At 69.7% G+C, this 17399-nt stretch carries 11 protein-coding genes; 6 read left to right on the top strand and 5 right to left on the bottom strand.

Annotation, left to right across the window (positions count from 1 at the left end; all coding sequences use genetic code 11):
* The first annotated feature begins 62 nt into the window (after positions 1 to 62).
* From NR810_RS50030 to NR810_RS50040, 3 genes are all read left to right on the top strand, one after another.
* On the top strand, positions 63 to 1517 hold the full coding sequence (locus tag NR810_RS50030) for an FAD-binding protein (RefSeq protein WP_257463249.1): 1455 nt from the start codon (positions 63 to 65) through the stop codon (positions 1515 to 1517).
* 143 nt (positions 1518 to 1660) lie between these two features.
* Positions 1661 to 3004, top strand: coding sequence for a cytochrome P450 (locus NR810_RS50035; protein ID WP_257463250.1), 1344 nt, complete (start codon positions 1661 to 1663; stop codon positions 3002 to 3004).
* Positions 3005 to 3014: 10 nt separating this feature from the next.
* A complete protein-coding gene (locus NR810_RS50040) occupies positions 3015 to 8309 on the top strand; it encodes a trifunctional serine/threonine-protein kinase/ATP-binding protein/sensor histidine kinase (RefSeq protein ID WP_257463258.1) in 5295 nt (1764 codons plus the stop codon).
* A gap of 3 nt (positions 8310 to 8312) precedes the next feature.
* Here NR810_RS50040 and NR810_RS50045 read toward each other — a convergent pair whose 3' ends face one another.
* Positions 8313 to 9494, bottom strand: a complete 1182-nt coding sequence (locus NR810_RS50045; protein WP_257463251.1) for a macrolide family glycosyltransferase — start codon at positions 9492 to 9494, stop codon at positions 8313 to 8315.
* Positions 9495 to 9639: 145 nt separating this feature from the next.
* Here NR810_RS50045 and NR810_RS50050 point away from each other — a divergent pair, with 145 nt between their 5' ends.
* Genes NR810_RS50050 through NR810_RS50060 form a run of 3 tightly spaced genes read left to right on the top strand, consistent with a single transcriptional unit; the run spans position 9640 to position 11797 of the window.
* Positions 9640 to 9954: a hypothetical protein gene (locus NR810_RS50050; RefSeq protein ID WP_257463252.1), complete on the top strand. Its 315-nt coding sequence runs from the start codon at positions 9640 to 9642 to the stop codon at positions 9952 to 9954.
* A complete protein-coding gene (locus NR810_RS50055) occupies positions 9951 to 10238 on the top strand; it encodes a hypothetical protein (RefSeq protein ID WP_257463253.1) in 288 nt (95 codons plus the stop codon). The genes NR810_RS50050 and NR810_RS50055 overlap by 4 nt, the downstream gene beginning before the upstream one ends.
* The gene (locus tag NR810_RS50060; protein WP_257463254.1) at positions 10235 to 11797 is read left to right on the top strand and encodes a PepSY-associated TM helix domain-containing protein; all 1563 of its coding nucleotides are present in this window, start codon (positions 10235 to 10237) and stop codon (positions 11795 to 11797) included. The genes NR810_RS50055 and NR810_RS50060 overlap by 4 nt, the downstream gene beginning before the upstream one ends.
* 21 nt (positions 11798 to 11818) lie before the next feature.
* Here NR810_RS50060 and NR810_RS50065 read toward each other — a convergent pair whose 3' ends face one another.
* From NR810_RS50065 to NR810_RS50080, 4 genes are all read right to left on the bottom strand, one after another.
* Positions 11819 to 13903 carry a TonB-dependent siderophore receptor gene (locus NR810_RS50065; protein WP_257463259.1) on the bottom strand — a complete coding sequence of 695 codons (2085 nt, stop codon included), beginning with the start codon at positions 13901 to 13903 and terminating at the stop codon, positions 11819 to 11821.
* A 168-nt stretch (positions 13904 to 14071) separates the two neighbouring features.
* Complete coding sequence (locus tag NR810_RS50070; RefSeq protein WP_257463255.1) at positions 14072 to 14197, bottom strand: DUF4265 domain-containing protein; 126 nt, start codon at positions 14195 to 14197, stop codon at positions 14072 to 14074.
* A 5-nt stretch (positions 14198 to 14202) separates the two neighbouring features.
* Complete coding sequence (locus NR810_RS50075; protein WP_257463256.1) at positions 14203 to 15963, bottom strand: serine/threonine protein kinase; 1761 nt, start codon at positions 15961 to 15963, stop codon at positions 14203 to 14205.
* 12 nt (positions 15964 to 15975) lie between these two features.
* Positions 15976 to 16833 (bottom strand): DUF2381 family protein, encoded by an 858-nt coding sequence (locus NR810_RS50080; RefSeq protein ID WP_326522560.1) that lies wholly within the window; start codon positions 16831 to 16833, stop codon positions 15976 to 15978.
* Positions 16834 to 17399: the final 566 nt, after the last annotated feature.

The following is a 17399-nucleotide window of genomic DNA, read 5'->3' on the forward strand; positions in this document are numbered from 1 at the left end:
TCCTGGACGGCCCCGCACAGCCATGAACATCGCTGTGCCTCACACGAGAAAGCGAGCAGCCCATGTCGAGCCGCGCCCTGCCACGTCGAACGATCCTTCGAGGCGCCCTGGTGACGGTGGTCACCCTGTTCAACCCCGTGAGCCGCAGTTGGGCCTCCACTCCGGAGCCAGGCGCCATCGGCCTGCCTGCGTTGGACGGACAGCTCCTGACGGACGCGGCGACACGCACACGGGCCGCGGAGGATTACGGCCACATCGTCCACCGGACGCCCTGGGCCGTGCTCGTCCCGGGCTCGGTGCAAGACATCGTGAAGATGGTCCGCTTCGCACGTGCGCACGGCCTGAAGGTGGCCGGCGCGCGCGGCATCGGCGAGAGCCACAGCACCCATGGCCAATCGCAAGTGGAGGCCGGTGTGGTCATCGACATGTCCGCGCTCTCCACCATCCATGAAATCGACGCGACGAGCGCGTGGGTGGACGCGGGCCTGCGGTGGATCCACCTGCTGGAGGCCACCCTGCCCCTGGGCAAGAGCCCTCCGACGCTGACCGACTACATCGACCTGAGCATCGGAGGCACGCTGTCGGTGGGAGGCATTGGCGGGCAGACGTTCCGCTGGGGCCTCCAGGTGGACAACGTTCTGGAGATGGACGTGGTCACCGGCCGCGGGGAGCTCGTGCGGTGCTCCCCCTTCCGCAACCGGCCGCTCTTCGATGCCGTGCGCGCGGGCCTGGGCCAGTTCGGCATCATCGTGCGGGCCCGGGTCCGCCTGGTGGACGTACCGCCGCGGGCGCGCACCTATCTCGCGCTCTACCACGACCTCCCCCGCTTCCTGCGGGACCAGCAGACGCTCATCGCGGATGGCCGCTTCGAATACGTCGAGGGCTCCGTCGTCTCCACGGGCAGCGGCCGGGCCTATCAGCTCGAGGTGGTGAAGTACTTCGCTCCTGGCTCCGAGCCGGACGACGCGCGGCTGCTCGCCGGCCTGTCCTTCGAGCCGGGCTCGTTGCAGGTGACGGACAGCAGCTACTTCGACTTCGCCAACCGGCTCGCGCCGCTGGTGGAGTTCCTCAAGAGCACCGGCGCCTGGGACTTCCCCCACCCGTGGCTGGACAACTTCGTCCCCGGGCGGGTGACGGCCTCCTTCGTGGAGCAGGTGCTTGCCCAGACGCCCGAGTCCGAGATGGGACAGGGGCCCATCCTCCTCTACCCCTTCCACCCCGGCCGGCTCACCGCGCCCTTCGCGCGGGTCCCCACGGGGCGCACCGCCTTCCTCTTCTCCCTGCTGCGCACCGCCGTCCCGCCCACCCCGGAGAACGCGGCGGCCCTCGTCGCGAGGAACCACGCCATCCTCGACCAGCTCACCTGCGTGGGAGGCAAGCGCTACCCCGTCGGTTCCGTCCAGATGAGCTCCGCCGACTGGCGTGAGCACTTCCATCCCCTCTGGGGGCACTTCGTGCTCGCCAAGCGGTCGTTCGATCCGGACAACGTTCTCACTCCGGGTCAGGGCATCTTTTGAACCCGGGTGCGAGCCCGCCGCTCGCCCTCCAGGTTTCCCCTCGTCTCGCCGCTGGGGGCGTCTCACGCCCCGCTTGAACCTCCTGTATCGTTGAACGGCAACAAGGGCTCTGTCCTCCCCCAGCGGCCCGGAGACGACCACCAATGACCTCCCAGGCGGATGCCAGCCCCCCCACGCCCGAGAACCTCCCCCTTCCTCCCGGTAGATCGGGCCTCCCGCTGATCGGCGAGACGCTGGAGTTCCTCCGCTCCAGCCGCGCCTTCTCCGAGCGCCGGCAACGCCAGTACGGCCCCGTCTTCCGGACACACGTGCTGGGCTCCCCCACCGCGTTCCTGACCGGCCCCGAGGCCATCCAGTGGATCTTCGCGGGCGAGGGCAAGTACCTGAAGAACCGCTGGAGCCCGGGCATCCGCCGGCTGCTCGGGGCGCGCTGCCTGTCGCTGCTCGAGGGCGAGGAGCACCTGGAGCGGCGCCGTCTGCTCGCCCCCCACTTCAGCTACGCGACGATGCGCGGGTTCGTGCCCGTCATCGAGTCGCTCGTCACGCGCCACTTCGAGCGCTGGGCGGCGCTCCCGGGCGACCTCACCCTGTGGCCCGCCATGCGGGAGCTGGCCTTCGAGATCGCCCTCACCCTCATCTTCGGCCAGGACGCCGTGGACGTGCCGTTCCTGATGCGCCACTTCCAGGCGTGGACGGCGGGCCTCTTCGTCCCCCTTCCGGTGAACCTGCCCTGGACGACGTTCGGCAAGGCGCTCGCCTCGAAGAAGGCGATGATCGACTACCTGGACAAGGTGGTCGCCGAGCGGCAGACGCGGGCCGAGCAACCGCCGGATCTGCTGGGCTCGCTCCTCCAGCGCCGCGAGGACGGGGAGCCGCCCCTGTCGCGGGAGACCATCGTCGACGAGCTGCAGCTGCTCCTCTTCGCCGGGCATGACACCACCGTCACCGCCACCTCCAACCTCGTGCTGACACTGGCCCAACACCCGGAGGTGCTCCAGCGCGGCCGCGAGGCAGTGGCCCCCATGGCGGGTCCCCTCTCGCTGGACGGGCTGCGGGCGACGCCCTACCTCGTCCAGCTCCTCCACGAGGGCATGCGCCTCATTCCCCCCATTGGCGGGGCCTTCCGCGTCACCACGCGGGACGTGGTCTACAACGGCTACCGCATCCCCAAGGGGTGGGCGGTGCCCGTCAGCATCCGGACCGCGCACGCGGGCTCGAGCTGGCCGGAGCCGAACCGGTTCGATCCCGAGCGCTTCAGCGCCGAGCGCGGCGAGCAGAGGAAGCCGGGCTCGTTCATCCCCTTCGGCGGCGGGCCGCGCATCTGCCTGGGCCAGCACTTCGCCATGGTGGAGATGAGTGTGATGCTGGCGCTGCTGCTCAAGCACTACACGTGGGAGCTCGTGCCGGGGCAGGACCTGGAATACATCATGACCCCCTTCCCCAAGCCCAAGAGCGGCATCCAGCTCCGGTTCCGCCGCCTGGGGTGAGCGGCGGATGATGCTCGACATCCCAGGTTACAAGCTCCTCGGGACGCTGCGCACGACGGGGGCCAACGTGCTCCTCCACGCGGTGCGCGAGTCCGATGGCCTGCCGGTCCTCATCAAGACTCCGTCCATCGGCGTCCCGGGTCCGCGCGAGCGCGAGCGCTACCGCCGCGAGTTCAGCATCCTCCAACGGCTGCGGAACGTAAGCGGCGTGGTCCGCTCCTACTCCCACGAGCACGTCCACGGCCGCCCCCTGCTCATGATGGAGCTGCTGCGGGGCGACCCCCTGTCCGCGCTCGTCGGCCAGCCCATGGAGGTGCCGCGCTTCCTCGAGCTCGCCGTCTCCCTGGCGTCGACCCTCGCGGAGCTCCACCGCCACGGCGTCATCCACAAGGACCTCAAGCCCGCCAACATCATCACCGCGCCAGAGGGAGGCCCCCGCCTCATCGACTTCGGGGTGGCCTCGCTCCAACGGGTGGAGCACCTGGACGCCGCGCCCGCCAACCTCATCGAGGGGACGCTGGCGTACATGTCGCCGGAGCAGACCGGGCGGATGAACCGCCTGGTGGACTACCGCACCGACTTCTACTCGCTGGGCGTGACGTTCTACGAGCTGCTGACGGGGAGCCGCCCCTTCCACGGGCGTGATGCGCTGGAGTGGTTCCACGCGCACATGGCCCAGCACCCCAGGCCGCCCCACGAGCTCATCCCCACCCTTCCCCCCGCCGTCTCGGCCGTGGTGATGAAGCTGCTCGCCAAGACGGCCGAGGAGCGCTACCAGAGCGCCGAGGGGCTGCGGGCCGACCTGGAGAAGTGCCTCGAGGGGGCATGCGAGGTGTTCCCCCTGGGCGCCCGGGACGTGCCCCAGCGCTTCCAACTGCCGCAGCGGCTCTACGGGCGCGAGGCCCAGGTCTCCACGCTGTTGCGAGGCCTGGAGCGGGTCGGCCAGGGAGGACAGGCGGAGCTCATGCTGGTGCGCGGCTACTCCGGCATCGGCAAGTCCTCGGTGGTGCTGGAGCTGCACAAGCCGGTGGTGCAACGGCGCGGCTTCTTCCTGAGTGGGAAGTTCGATCAATTCCACCGCGACATCCCCTACGCGACGCTGGCCCAGGCCCTCCAGGGACTGGTGCAGCAACTGCTGGCGGGAACGGACGAGGAGCTGGCCGGGTGGCGCGAGCGCCTCCAGGCGGCCTGGGGTGAGTCCGGCCAGGTCATGGTGGAGCTCGTCCCCCAGCTGGAGCTCGTCGCGGGCAAGCAGCCTCCCGTCCAGGAGCTGCCGCCCACCGACGCGCGCAACCGCTTCGGCCAGGTGCTCCGCCAGTTCCTCGGCGTCTTCGCCACGCCCGAGCACCCGCTCGTGGTGTTCCTGGATGACCTGCAGTGGGCCGACCTGGCCAGCCTCCAGCTCCTCCAGAACCTGCTCACGCACGCGGAGACGCCGCCGCTGCTGCTGCTCGGGGCCTACCGCGACAACGAGGTCAGCCCCGCCCATCCGCTGATGCTGATGGTGGAGACGGTGCGCAGGTCGGGCGCGCGGGTGACGGACCTCCAGCTCGAGCCACTGAACCTGGAGCAGGTCCAGCGGCTCGTCACGGACGCACTGCCAGAAGCGGGGCAGGACGTCATCGTCCCGCTGTCGGCACGGCTCCACGAGAAGTCGGGCGGCAACCCGTTCTTCCTCGGCCAGCTGATGCTGGCGCTCGACCGCGATGGCCTGCTGACCCGCGCGCCCGAGGGCGGGTGGAGGTGGAACGCCGAGGAGGTCTGGACCGCGGGCTACCCGGACGACGTCGTCCACTTCCTGGTGGACAAGCTGCGCCAGCTGCCCGAGCAGGTGCAGCGTCTGCTGAGCCTGGCCGCGTGCGTGGGCCATGTCTTCTCCCTGCCGATGTTGAGCACCCTCTTCGACGCGGAAGACCTGGGAGCGGTGGAGCAGGGGCTCGCGCCCGCGCTGCAGGAGGGCCTGCTGATGCGCGGCGGCCCGGAGCAGTACCGGTTCCTCCATGACCGCATCCACCAGGCGGCCCATGCCCTCAGCTCCGAGGAGGAGCGCAAGGCCATCCACCTGCGCATCGGCCGGTCCCTGCTGGCGAGCCTCCCGCCCGAGGTGCTGCGCGAAAAGCTCTTCGACGTGGTGAGCCAGCTCAACGCCGGGGTGGAGCACATCCAGGAGCCCGCGGAGCGCCACCAGCTCGCGAGGTTGAACGCGGAGGCCGGGCTCAAGGCCCAGGCCTCCATCGCGCACCGGCCCGCCATCACCTACTTCAGGATGGCCTTCTCGCTCATTCCCGGAGACCCGTGGGAGACGGACGCCGCGCTGGCCTTCAAGGTGCGCCGCGCGTGGGCGACCTGCGAGCTCATGAGCGGCAATGCCGCCGAGGCGGAACGTCTGGCGGAGGAGCTCCTGCCCCAGGCGAGGAACAACACGGACAGGGTGGCCGCCTACCTCTCGAGGCACGCCGTCTACGTGGCGACGGGCCGGACCCGGGAGGCCAGCGCCAACATCCTGGAGTGCCTGTCACGGCTGGGCATGCCGATTCCCGCGCACCCCACCCCGGAAGAGGCGGCGGCCGCCTATGAGGAGGTCTGGGCGTTGCTCCGGGAGTGCCCCATCGCGAGCCTCGTCGACCTTCCCCTCATGACGGATCCGGACATGAAGGCGGCGATGGCCGCCCTGGATGCCCTCTTCGCGACGGCGTTCTTCTCGGATGTCCACCTGCTCATCATCGACCTGAGCCGGATCGTCACCCTCTCCCTGCGTCACGGCTTCACGGAGACCGCCGTCTCCGGGTTCAGCTGGCTGGGGATGCTGGCCGGCGTCCACTTCAAGCAGTACCGGGAAGGCCATGCGCTGGGAATGCTCGCCCGCGCGCTCCTCGACCGTCACAACCTGGCCTCTCAACGGGGCAAGGTGCTCTTCAGCCTGCAGTTCATCCATTACTGGTCCCAACCCCTCTCCGCGACGCAGGAGCTCGTCCTCGAGGGCTTCGACCACGCGGTCCAGGCGGGGGACTTCCAGGCGGCGTGCTTCTGCGGCTCGGCCATCACCTTGAACCGCCTCGTGATGGGGCACCACCTGGACGACGTCTACCAGGAGTCCGTCGTGCGGGGCGACTTCACGCGCAAGGCCGGCGTCCTGGACACGCGAGACGCCATCCTCGTCCACCAGCGCTACGTGCAGCAGTTGCGCGGGCGTACGCCCTCGTTCGACACGCTGAGCGGGGAGGGCTTCGACGAGCAGGCGTTCGAGGCCACCCTGACGGCCGCGCGCCTGAGCAGCCTGCGCGCCATCTATTGGATCACCCGGCTCAAGTCCCGCTACATGTGCGGCGCCTACGCGGAGGCGCTCGCCGCCGCGGAGCAGGCGGCCGGGGTGCTCTGGGTGATGAGGGGGAGCATCAACAACCTGGACTTCCACCTCTACCGGGCCCTGGCGCTGGCCGCGAGCTGCGAGGGCCAGGAGGCGGAGGCACGGGTGAAGTCGCTCGAGGCCATGAAGCGGCACCACCAGCAGCTCTCGGAGTGGGCGGACAGCTGCCCCGAGACCTTCCGCGCTCCGGAGCGGATGGTGTTCGGGGAGCTGGCGCGGCTCGAGGGACGGCTGGATGAGGCGGTCCGGGCCTATGAAGAGGCCATGAGCCAGGCCCGCGAGAACGGCTTCATCCAGAACGCCGCCATCGCGGCCGAGCTCGCGGCGGACTTCTGGCGGGCACGCAAGGCGCCGCTGGCCGCCCTCTCCTTCGCGCGCGAGGCCCAGGCCGCGTACCGGCAGTGGGGCGCCAAGGGCAAGGCCCTGCACCTGGAGGCGCGGTGGCCCGGCCTGTCGCCCTCGCGCACGCCCTCCGACCACGAGACCACCAGTACGACGGACTCGACGCACATCGACGCGCTCTCCGTGGTGAAGGCGCAGCAGGCCATCTCCGGGGAGATCGTCCTGGAGCGGCTGGTGACCACCCTGCTGCGGGTGGCCATCGAGAACGCCGGCGCCCAGCGCGGCGCCCTGCTGCTGCCGGATGGGGACACGCTCTCGGTCGCGGCCGTCTCCGGCTCCTCGCCGGACGGCGCCGTCGTCCCCGTCACGGAGGGCACGCCCCACGAGCTGCCGGGGACCCTCATCGCCTACGTCAAGCGCACGCACGAGCACGTCCTCATCCACGATGCCTCCCGGCCCCATCCCTTCTCGTCCGACGAGTACCTGCGGCGCAGCGGGGCCCGCTCGGTGCTGTGCCTGCCGCTGATGCGGCGGGAGACGCTCTCCGGCGCGCTGTACCTGGAGAACAACCTGGCCACCCACGCCTTCAACCCGGAGCGCCTCGCCCTGCTGAGTCACCTGGCCACCCAGGCGGCGACCTCCATCGAGAACGCGCGGCTGTACGAGGATGTCCGCCAGGGCAAGGCGGCGCTGCGCCAGGCCAACGACGAGCTCGAGCAGCGGGTGGAGGAGCGCACGCGCGAGCTGAAGGAGGCCCAGGCCCGGCTGGTGGACACGGCCCGCGAGGTGGGCATGGCCGAGGTGGCCTCCAACGTGCTGCACAACGTGGGCAACGTCCTCACCAGTGCCGTCATCAACGTGGAGATGATGCGCAGGCACGTGGGCGCCTCGCGCGTGGGCCGGGTGAAGCAGACCTCGGCCCTGCTCCAGGAGCACCGCGGCACGCTCGCGGACTTCCTCACCCGGGATGCCCGGGGCAGCCAGCTGCCGGACTACCTCGCCGAGCTGTCCGAGGAGCTGCTGCGCGAGCAGGAGACGTTGATGGAGGACGTGGAGGCGATGCACCGGTACATCGACCACATCCGCGCCATCGTCCAGGTGCAGCAGAACTACGCCAAGGCCTCGGTGATGGAGGTGGAGTGCGATCTGGCGCAGCTCGTGGACGACGCCCTGCGCATCCAGCTGGCCTCGCTCAAGCGCCACGGCATCTCCATCACGCGGGAAATCTCCGTGCAGCCCCGGGTGATGGTGGACAAGCACAAGGTGTTGCAGATCCTCATCAACCTCATCAGCAACGCGAAGCACGCGGTGGACGTGCTCCCCGAGAGCCAGCGGGTGCTGTGCATGCGGCTCACCGCCGAGGGGAAGTGGGCGCGCATCCAGGTGGTGGACAACGGAATCGGAATCGCCCCCGAGTTCCGCGAGCGGCTCTTCACGCACGGCTTCACCACGCGCAAGGACGGCCACGGCTTCGGCCTGCACTCGAGCGTGCTGGCGGCGCAGATGATGGGAGGCCGCCTCACGCTGGAGAGCGAGGGCCCCGGCATGGGCGCCACGGCCACGCTGGAGCTCCCCCTGTTCGAACAGCACCCCTGAGGTTCACGCGGCCTTGCGGGCGCGGAACTCGAGGATGGCGTCGGCGGCGCGGAGGTAGCCCCCCGAAACCTGGACATCCCGCTGCATGGCCAGCGCCTTCTCCCGGAACCCGGGCTCGTTCGAGACGCGGTCCACCGACTGCCGCAGCTGCTCCACGGTGACGGTCTCCTTCTCCAGGGCGAGCCCCAGCCCCAGCTCGGCGACCCGGCGGGCGTTCAGCGGCTGCTCGGCCATCTGCGGAATCACGACCACCGGCACACCATGGGCGAACGACTCCATCAGGCTGTTCGCGCCACCGTGCGTGAGGAAGACGTCCGTGCGCTCCAGCACCTCCAACTGCGGCACCGAGGGGCGGACGAGGAAGTTACCGGGGATGGGCCCCAGCTCCGCGGCGTTCACCGCGTGCCCCGTGGCGAGCACCACGCGCCAGCGCGTCCCGCCGAACGCCTCGAAGCACATCCGGTAGAACTCCGGCCAGTTGTTGAAGATCGTCCCCAGCGAGATGTAGAGCGCCGGGCCTCCCGCGAGGTGCTCGAAGGGGAAGTCCCCCGCGTCTCCGCGCGGCCGGATGGACGGTCCCACGAAGAGGAAGCGCTCATCGAAGGTGTCGCCCCCCATCTGGAACGAGCGCGGCACGCAGACCAGGTTCAGCGGCTCCGCCTGGCCCAACATGCCGAGCAGGTCCATCGGCGGCAGCCCATGCTCCCGCATCAGCTCCGCCAGCTCCTTGCCCGCCTGCTGCATCGGCCCCGCGAACGCCGCGCTCCTGCTCTTGAGGAAGGCCGCGAACTGGCCCGAGCGGACGTCGACGGCCATGGTGGGACGGAACGTGATGGCGGGGATCCGGAGAATCTGGCCCAACATCCACGCCCACAAGCACATCGGGTCATAGACGATGTAGTCGGGGCGCTCCGCGCGCACGGCCTCCAACAGCTGGGCGAGCACCTGGCGGCTCTCTCCGGGCATGCGGGCCGGGAGGATCAGCGCCGAACCCGCATTGGGCCCACCCTCCAACGTGCTCTCGTAGCGGTGGAACCGCGCGCCCGCCCGCTCGACCTGGGGCCGGAACGACTCGGTGAGGTAGTACGTGATGTCCTCCCCTCGATCGACCAGCTCCCGCACCACCGGCAGCGTGGCGTTGACGTGCCCGTGGAGGGGGACGTTGAAGAAGGCTCCCTTGGCCATTGTGTGCTCTCCCTGTGTGACTTCCGGTGGCGCCTCTATAACGCGGTACCCCGTGGGCCCGCCGTCCTCGCTTGACAGCCAGGGGGTACGAGATGAAAATGCAAATCATTCTCACAATTGACGAAATTGTCATGAAGCGAGGGGCATGGGCCTGGAGGACGTCGCGGTGTTGAGCCTCGCGGCACTCGCCTTTTGCGTCTCGGCGGTCTCGTGGCTGAGCGAGGGCGCCCGAGGGCCCACGCGCTGGGCGGCGGCCTGTACCGGGCTGGCGGCGGCCGCGTGCTGTGTCGCCGGGTTCGGGGCCGTGGCGGGAGTGCTCGTCCTGTTCGTCCTCGCCATGACGGTGGCCTCGGTGCTGGTGCTGGTGTTGGCGCCCCGGCCCGAGCGCGCGCGGACGTTCGCGCTGGTGAGCGGGCTGCTGGGGCTCGTGCCGGTGGTGCTCGCGGGAGCGAACGGGTGAGCGAGGGCGTGGGAAACAAGGCGGCGAATCACAGCCCGGCGCGGACACTCGCGGCCCTGGTGGGTGCGCCCCTGGCGGCGTTCGCGGTGGGCGCCGGCCTGGTGGCGCTCCTCCCCGTCACGGGCGGGTGGGCCTTCCTCATCGGCTTCCACCTGGTGTTGCCCCTCTGGGTGGGGCTCGCGTGCGGACTGCCGCTGTTGAGGAACGGGCGCGTGGCCTGGACCGTGTGCGCCGCGCTCGCGCTGCCGCTGGTGCTCACGCTGGTGGCGCGGAGGCTCGGATGAAGCTCTCTCCCCGTACCTTCCGCATCCAGTGGGACGTGCACGCCTGGGCGGGCGTCATCGCGAGCCTCTTCCTCTTCGTCATCTTCTTCTGCGGCATCTTCGCGCTGTTCCGCGAGGAGCTCGAGGTGTGGCAGGAGCCCGCGTTCCACGTCGCGCCGCCGCACGGGCAGCCCCCCTCCTTCGACGCGCTGCTCGCGCGGGTGAAGCAGCTCGGCCCGATGCCGACCGGCTCGCACGTGGGCTTCCTCACCCACGAGGAGACACGGCTCGTCACCGCCTATCTCTTCGAGCCGAAGGAGACGCGGGTGCTCTGGATGGACCCCGTCACCGGCGCGGTGCTGCCCGAGCGGAGCCGGCTCTCGAGCGAGCTGTATTGGATGCACTTCTTCTACCGCGTGCCGTGGGGCATGGAGCTCACGGGCGTGGTCTCGGTGGCGATGCTCGTCGTGCTCGTGAGCGGGCTCGTCATCCATCTCAAGGACCTGCGCCAGCAGTGGTGGCGCTTCCGCCCCGGGATGAAGCTGCGCTTCTCGTCCTCGGATGCGCACAAGGTGCTCGGCGTCTTCGGGCTGCCCTTCACCGCGATGCTCGGTTGGACGGGAGCCGTCCTGTGTCTCGCGGCGCTGGTGGGCCAGGGCTTCACCGCCACCGTGTTCGACGGCAACCCCAACCGGGTCACCGAGCTGAGGGGCTATACCCAACCGGTCCGCACCGCCGCCGGGCGCGAGGCCCCCATGCTGTCCCTGGACGAGCTCGTGTCCCGGGCCCGCGCCGCCGTCCCCGGGGCCGAGGGCACTCCGCGCTACGTGGACTTCCAGCTCCAGGGCGACGCGAACGCGTGGGCCGCCATCTACTTCCAGATGGCACCCCTCGGCGCGGACCACTTCGCCTTCATGGACGCGGTGAGTGGCGAGCCCTTCGGGACGAGCATCGAGACCTCGACCCCCACGTTCTTCCTCGAGCGCGTGTTCTTCGACCTGCACGCCGCTCATTACGGGGGCCTGTTGTTGAAGCCGCTCTACGCGCTGCTCGCGCTCGCCATGTGCGCCGTCCTCATCACCGGCAACCTCATCTGGCTCGAGCGCCGGGACGCGCGGCGCGCGCACTGGGGCAACCGGCTGCTGGAGCGGCTGACGGTGGGCGTGTCCGCGGGGCTCGCCTTCGCCTCCTCCGTCTACTTCACCGCCAACCGCGCGCTGCCGTGGGAGGCCGCGAGGCGGGGCGACTGGGAGTTCGGCCTGTTCCTCGGCGCCTGGGGGTTCGCGGTCGTCATGGCGCTCGTGCCGGGCCTCTCGTCCCGGCGCGTGGGCATCGGCCTGTGCGGAGCGGCGTCCGCGCTCTTCGTGGGAGTCCTCGCCTCGGACGTGGCGCTGCGCGAGGTGAACCTGTTCACGGCGCTCGCGCGAGGGCTGCCGTCCGTCTTCCTCGCGGAGCTGCTGCTGTGCGCGCTCGCCCTGGGCTGTGGCGGGCTCGCGTGGGGACTGGCGCGCAAGCGTCCGGCGGAGGTGCTGCCCGAGAGGATGGAGGAGGCCCCCACCCCCTCCCGGGCTTCCGCGTGAGCGGCGTCTACCGGGCCCGGGCTACCACGCGTAGCCCACGTTGAACATCGCTCGGCGCCGGTCGCCGTAGAAGCAGGCCGTCTCGGAGCTGCAGGACGACACGTACGTGCTGTCCAGCAGGTTCGAGGCGTTGATGGCCGCCCGCCACTGGGCCTTCTCGTAGTGGATACCGGCATCCACGAGCGTGAAGCCCGGCACCTCCAGCGAGTTGTCCCGGTTGGCGAACGACGCGCCCACGTAGCGCACGCCCGCGCCAGCCCCGAGCCCCTGGAGCACTCCGTCCTGCAAGGTGTAGTCGAGCCACAGCGAGCCCTGCAGCTCCGGCACGCCCACGGGCGCCTTGCCGACCTCGAAGTCCGCCCCCTCGGTGACGCGCAGCCGGTAGAACGAGGCGGAGCCGATGAGGTCCAGACCCGGGAGCGGGCTCGCGTTGGCCTCGAGCTCCAGACCGCGGGAACGTGCCTCGCCAATCTGGAGCGTCTGGAAGGTGCCGTCCGTCGTCAGGAAGTTCTCACGCCGCAGCTCGAAGGCCGAGAGGCCCAACGAGAGCCACCTGCCCTCCGGCTGGAACTTGAGGCCCGCCTCGAGCTGCTCGCCGAACTCGGGCTCGAAGAGCTCGCCAGCCGCGTTGGTGCCGGCGACGGGGTTGAAGGACCGGGAGTAGCTGACGTACGGCGCGAGGCCGTTGTCGAAGGTGTAGAGGAGCCCGGCACGGCCGCTGAAGGCTCCGTCGGTGCCCTCGTAGCTCCCGGCCGGCGTGAGCGGATTCGTGAGTTGGACGCCCACCCAGTCGTGGCGTCCGCTGAGCACCAGGTTCAAGCGCTCGGCGAGCCGGAGCTGGTCCTGGAGGTAGACACCGAGCTGGTTCTGGCGGGTCTTGTTGAGGTTGTAGCGCGACTCCGTGGGCACGTAGGAGCCGTAGACGGGAGTGCGGAGATCGAGCGGAGCCCCGGCCTCGAAGCCCTGCACGTCATTGATGCGGTAGTGCTTGTAATCGACCCCGAACAAGACGCTGTGACGCACCGGGCCGGTGGTGAAGCGGGCCTGGGCCTGGGTGTCGACCGTGAACAGGCTCGCGCGAGGCTTCGTCACGAAGTTGAAGCGGGCGAGCTCCGCGCCCTCGGGCGCGGTGGCGTAGCCCACGCCGTAGAGCGTCTGGAAGTCGATGCCGAGGCGGCCGAAGCGCAGGTTCTGGCGCACCGTCCACGTGTCGTTGAAGCGATGCTCGAACTCGTAGCCGAGCAGGCCCTGGTCGCGCGCGAAGCGGTCCATGCTGGGGTCGCTCGTGAACAGGTCCGTGGGGATGCGGCCGTAGGGCGCGTCCACGACGGTGCCCACGTAGGGCAGGAAGTTCTGGCCGCGCGTGCGGTCGAGCAGATAGCTGCCGTGGAGCGTCAGGCTCGTGCCGGACGTCGGCTTCCAGGTGAGGCTCGGGGCGACGAAGAGACGGTTGTTGTCGATGGAGCGCACCTGGGTGTTGCCACCCCGGCCCAACACCGACACCCGGTAGAACCACTGCTCGCTCTCGCCGATGGGCCCACCGAGGTCCACCGCGCCGTAGCCGTTGAGGTACTCGTTGACGCCCGCTTCCACGCGGCGGAGCGGCTCGGTGGGGGGACGCTTGCTCACGAGGTTGAGCAGACCGCCGGGATTGGAGCCACCGTAGAGGACCGACGAGGGGCCACGCACCGCTTCGATGCGCTCCAGCCCGAAGGGCTCCAGGCGCCAGGTGGCGAAGGAGCTGGAGAAGAGCTGCAGGCCGTCGAGGTAGTAACCGGCCTCCTGGGAGGGAAAGCCGCGCACCAGGAACCAGTCGTTGCGCGAGTCACCACCGAAGGACTCGGCCCGGACACCGGGCGAGTAGCGCGTGGCCTCGACGATGGACTGCGCCTGCTGGGCCTCCATCTGCTCCCGGCCCACGACGGAGACCGCCTGCGGCGTCTCCAGGAGGGAGGTGTCCGTCTTGGTGCCGCTCGCGCTGCGCTCGGCGATGACGCCCTTCACGGGACCCGTCGCGCGCTCCCGCTCCGCCTGCACCTGGACGACATCCAGGGTGATGGGCTTTGCCTCCTCCGCTTCCTGAGCGGCAGCGGCCGTCGCGAGCACGAGCAAGGAGACACCAGCCAGAGACGCTGGCGCGGGGAGGCGCTGTCCGCGCTTGTTCCGAATCAGAGAGACCATGTTGAGAATGATTCTTGTTCGCAATTTCAGGGTGGGGACCCATGCGGCGTAACATGGGCCCCTGGGGCAGGCAAGCGGAGCGTCACCCGCGCTTCATGGAAAGCCGAGACATGCCTCCTCGTACTCGAACCGCCCGGCGTGCTCACCCTGCTCCAGGAAGGCTTTGAGCTTCTCGTATGGCTCCTCGGGTGGAACATCCACGGCCACCAGGCGCGCCATGGGCCTCACGGCCAGCGCAAGATGGGGCTCACAGGCAGCTCGCGCGCCAGCACGGCGGCGCCGGGCTTGGAGCCCTCCTCCTTCTTCACACGCCCGTCCGTGTCCCCCAGCACGATGCACACGGGGTACTTCCGCCCATCGGGCAGCACGGTCTGCGTGTAGCGGCCCAGGACAGCCGGGCGTTTCACATCCCCGGCGATGTCGTAGATGCCGGGCCCCGTCCAGAGGTGTCCGTGGAGCAACGTCCCCTCGGGCAGATTGCCGTCACCCCTCGTGAGGCGTCCGATGACGGGTCCATCCTGATAGACGCCCGTGTCGCCCTGATCACCGGGCTGGTTGATGTCCACGATGGCTCGAAGACGACTGCCCGTCTCAATCTTCAGCTCCGCCATGGCCTCGGTTGCATCCCTGGGGCAGTCCTCGGGCTCCGGGGGCCTCACCTGGACAGCGGGGCAGCCGATGCCAACGACGGCGCACAACCAGGCGGCGAGGAAACTCGAGGAGGTGGAGGGGGAAGTGGTGGACACGGGCGGGCTTCCTTTCTCGGACTGGCCAGACCCAGGCGGTAGCGCCTCGGGTGGCGGTGCGAGTGTGGAGCGTGCCAGCCACAAGACAAGGCCGACCACGGTCAGGCCCGCGAACAGCACCCGGGACCACCTTGCGCGCTGGGGACGGCCAGGGGGAGTTACAGGGGCCTCCTGCGGCCGCGGAGCCTCCTCTGGAGCCACGCGCGCCGTTTCGGGCGGCTGGGTCGGCGGAGCTACCTCTTGCTGGGGCGTTGGCTCCTCCGGGCGCGGCTCGGCCTCGAAGAGCGGCACCTTCCAGGCGGCCGACTTCCTCTCCTGCTCGGCGGCCTGCTCCAGCGCCTGCAGCAGCGCTCCGGTGCTGGGGTACCGGTCCTCCGGCTTCTTCTCCAGCAACCGCAGGGAGATGTCGCTGAGGGCGCGCGGCGCCAGGGGGTTGAGGAGGTGGGGCGCTGTTGGGGACACAGTGGCGATGGCGGCCACCAGCTGCTCGTCCGGCAGCTCGGGGTTGAAGGGGTGCAAATCCGTGAGGGCCTGGAAGAGCAGCACCCCCAGGGCGTACAGGTCCGCGGCGGCGCCCCCGTTGAAGGGCACGTTCTTCTTCCACGCCTCGGTGCGTGTGTAGGCCAGGAGCTCGGGCGGCAGCAGGTGCATGACGCCCTCGGGTACGCCCAGGGTTCTGGTGAGGGCTCCCGGCAGACGCACGGTGCCGAAGTCGATGATGAAGGGCCTGCCGTCCTGCCGGCGGATGAGGAGATTCTCCGCCTTCAAGTCCCGGTGGTACACGCCACGCTGGTGCAGCACCCCCACGGTGCGCACCACGGCGCTGTAGGTGTCCACCAGCCTGGCGGCGTGTGGAGGGTTGTGCCAACGCCACTCATGCCAGTTGTCCCCGTCCACGTAGTCGGTGACGAGGAAGGGGTAGCCGTTGCTGGGGTTGGGCCAGCAGTCCACCGCGTACAGGCGCAGCAGGTTGGGGTGGGAGGCGTAGGTGAAGAGGGCCGCCGCCTCGCGCGCCAGCCTCCGGTAGGCGCTCATCTCCTCCACGTACTCCTCCTCCGAGAGCTCTTCCCGGGCCTCGGAGAAAGGGAGGAGCCCCATCTTCAAGGAGTAGGGTTTGTTGTCGCGCTCCACCATGAAGACACGGGAGGAGCCGCCACGGCCCAGTACCTGGACGATGCGCCAGGGACCCACCATGTGGCCGGGTTGGAGATGGTCGGGGTGAAGGACTTCCGCCGTCATGGGGTGGCGCTCCTACAGCTTCACTTCGGGGATGGAGAGACGCCGGCTGCCACTCTTGTCCAGCAGCTCCAGGCGGAGGGCCTCCGTCGCCTGCCAGAAGGGGGCTTCCGTCTCCACTGCCACGAGGCCCTCCTCCCCGGGCCCGAGCCGCGCCTTGTTCATCTCCACGGAGCGCACCTTCACGGAGGCGCCGTCTGGACGGGTGAGTTGCGCCTGCCCAGGTTCCCAGGGCTTCTGCCCCGGGAGGTTGCGCACGCGGACGACGGCGAGCGCCCACGGGCCGGCGCGGTACGCCTCTCCCTCCACCACACTCAGCCCTCCCTGCGTTCCCAGGGGTACCTCGATGTGCCGGGCCTGTACGCCCTTGAGGTCGAGCCTCCCGGAGAAGACGAGCCCCGTTGGCCCACTCACGGCTTGGAGCGCCGCGAGCGCCGCCTCCAGCGCCTCGACGGTGCGCGGGCGGCGCACCACCTCCACCTCCTTGTCCACCAGCGCGGGGTGGGAAACGAGGGAGAAGGTGGCATACGCCGGGGTAGCACCGTCCTTGTAACGCACCCGTACGCCCAACTTCTCCCCGGAGCCCGGTTCCACCGAGGGCTCGAGGATGAGGGTCCGATCGCCTACGTCCACGACCTGGAAGCGCGTCGTCCGTCCCTCCACCTCCACCGAGGCCCGATCGATGGTGGCGTCGAAGTGGAAGTAGGTCACGACACCGACGGCCACCCGTATCTCCGGAACCAGCTCACCGGGACTGAGGGGGACGACGACCTGCCGTTGCTGCTGTTCGCGGACCGGTAGGGGCTGCGCTGCCGCCAACGCCCCTACGGACAGGACGAGGAGAACCACGAAATGGGGCGATGGTAGTGCCACGGTGGATGACCTTTCCGGTCAACCGTAGCAGATACGAAGTCAGGGCGACTCCATCTCCTTCCAGCCCCTTGTCAGCAATACCCAACCTCATCCTCCCAGCCGCGCGCCGCCTGAGCGGCACGCCCCCCATGAAGGAGTCATCCATGATCGCGAAGTGTCCCCACTGCCATCACAAGGTCGATCTCGGCACCCGCGTCGGCGGCAAGCTCGGACTCGCCGCGGCGGGTGCCATGTTGGGCGCGGGGGGCCTGAGCGCCGCCATCCAGTGGAGTGTCCGACAGTCTTTCGACATAGTCGGGAGAGACATCGGCGCCGCGCCGTATCGAGGAGAGCGTCGGCCGCCCAGCGGCCCTACCCAATTCGCGGAGACGACACCGAAGGTAGTGCGCGTTCGAACCAGAAACCCGCCCCAGAGACACCTTCCGGTCGCGCGCTGCGCGAACTGGTCCGACCACAGGGTTGATCAGAATAGCTCTGGAGGCTCGTCGCAGGCCGGGGAAGCAGGCAGCAGGAAGTAGACGCACAAAAGCCTGCGGCGGGTGAGCAGGCGGCTGACGTTGTGGGCC

The sequence above is a fragment of the Archangium lipolyticum genome (assembly GCF_024623785.1).
GTDB lineage: Bacteria > Myxococcota > Myxococcia > Myxococcales > Myxococcaceae > Archangium > Archangium lipolyticum.